The sequence below is a fragment of the Streptomyces phytophilus genome (assembly GCF_013870535.1).
Taxonomy (GTDB): Bacteria; Actinomycetota; Actinomycetes; order Streptomycetales; family Streptomycetaceae; genus Streptomyces; species Streptomyces phytophilus.
Genome location: NZ_JACBXC010001317.1, coordinates 1 through 1,633, shown reverse-complemented (window position 1 = coordinate 1,633; position 1,633 = coordinate 1). Strand labels below are relative to the sequence as shown.

General features: G+C 75.8%; 3 protein-coding genes. All 3 read left to right on the top strand.

The window, feature by feature from the left end; genetic code table 11:
- On the top strand, positions 1 to 637 hold a 637-nt coding region (locus tag H5J30_RS31955; RefSeq protein WP_181791099.1), incomplete at its 5' end, for an FAD-dependent oxidoreductase.
- Positions 634 to 912, top strand: coding sequence for a sulfur carrier protein ThiS (thiS, locus tag H5J30_RS31950; protein ID WP_181791097.1), 279 nt, complete (start codon positions 634 to 636; stop codon positions 910 to 912). The genes H5J30_RS31955 and thiS, both read left to right, overlap by 4 nt.
- 6 nt (positions 913 to 918) lie before the next feature.
- The coding region (locus tag H5J30_RS31945) for a thiazole synthase (RefSeq protein ID WP_181791095.1) at positions 919 to 1,633 on the top strand (715 nt) is incomplete at its 3' end.

Below are 1,633 nucleotides of genomic sequence, written 5' to 3'. Positions count from 1 at the left end.
GGGCGGCCATGACGACGGCGTTGGCGGGCTCCAGGCGGGCGCGGAACTGGCCGACGGCACGCGGATCGCCGCCGGGCAGACGGTGCTGGCCGCCGGCAGCCGCAGCGGCCGGCTCTCGGGGGTGCCGGAGGCGGTACGGCCGCCGGTGCGGCCCGTGAAAGGGCAGGTCCTGCGGCTGCGGATGCCCGGCACCGGGGCGCCGTTCCTGTCCCGTACGGTACGGGCCGTGGTCCGCGGCAGCAGCGTGTACCTGGTGCCGCGGGAAAGCGGCGAGCTGGTCGTCGGCGCCACCAGCGAGGAGCTGGGCTGGGACACCACCGTCACCGCCGGCGGCGTGTACGAGCTGCTCCGCGACGCGCACGAGCTGCTGCCCGGGGTGACGGAGCTGCCGCTCGTCGAGACCGGCGCCGGGCTGCGCCCCGGCTCCCCCGACAACGCGCCGCTGCTGGGCCCCACCGCCCTGCCCGGCCTGCACCTGGCCACTGGCCACTACCGCAACGGGGTGCTCCTCACCCCGGTCACCGGCGACGCACTCGCCGCCGTCCTCACCGGCGGCGAACTCCCCGACGTGGCCCGCCCGTTCGCGGCCACCCGGTTCGGCCGTACGCACCAGCACCGCGAAGGGCGGCACGCATGACCGAGGACGCCACGCAGACCCGCACGAACAGCCCGCACACCACCGCCACCGCCACCGCCACCGCCGCTGTCACGGTCACCGTCACCGTCAACGGCGCCCCCCGCCGTATCGACGCGGGCCTCACCCTCGACGCCCTCGTCGCCACCGTCACCGCCGCCCCCCGCGGCGTCGCCGCCGCCGTCAACGAGGACGTCGTACCGCGCGGCGGCTGGCCCACCACCACCCTCGGCGACGGCGACCGCGTCGAGATCCTGACCGCGGTCCAGGGAGGCTGACCCACCGTGACCCGCACCACCCCCGTACCCGCCCCCGCCCCTATCCCCACAAAAGCCGCAGACGCCACGAACACCGCGGCCCCGGAGCAAGCCGCCGACCCCCTCACCATCGCCGGCGTCCGCTTCTCCTCCCGCCTCATCATGGGCACCGGCGGCGCGAGCAGCCTGGAGATCATGGAGCGCGCCCTCCTGGCCTCCGGCACCGAGCTGACCACCGTCGCGATGCGCCGCATCGACCCCGGCGTACACGGCTCCGTGCTCGACGTGCTGCGCCGCCACGGCATCCGCGTGCTGCCGAACACCGCCGGCTGCTACACCGCCGGCGAGGCCGTCCTCACCGCCCGGCTGGCCCGCGAGGCGCTCGGCACGGACTGGGTGAAGCTGGAGGTGATCGCCGACGAGCGCACCCTGCTGCCCGACCCCGTCGAGCTGCTGGCCGCCGCCGAGACGCTCGTCGACGACGGGTTCACCGTGCTCCCGTACACCAACGACGACCCCGTGCTCGCCCGCAAGCTGGAGGATGCCGGCTGCGCCGCCGTGATGCCGCTGGGCTCCCCCATCGGCTCCGGGCTCGGCATCCGCAACCCGCACAACTTCGCCCTCATCACCGAGGCCGCCGGGGTGCCCGTGATCCTCGACGCCGGCGCCGGGACCGCCTCCGACGCCGCGCAGGCGATGGAGCTGGGCTGCGACGCGGTGATGCTGGCGTCCGCGGTGACGC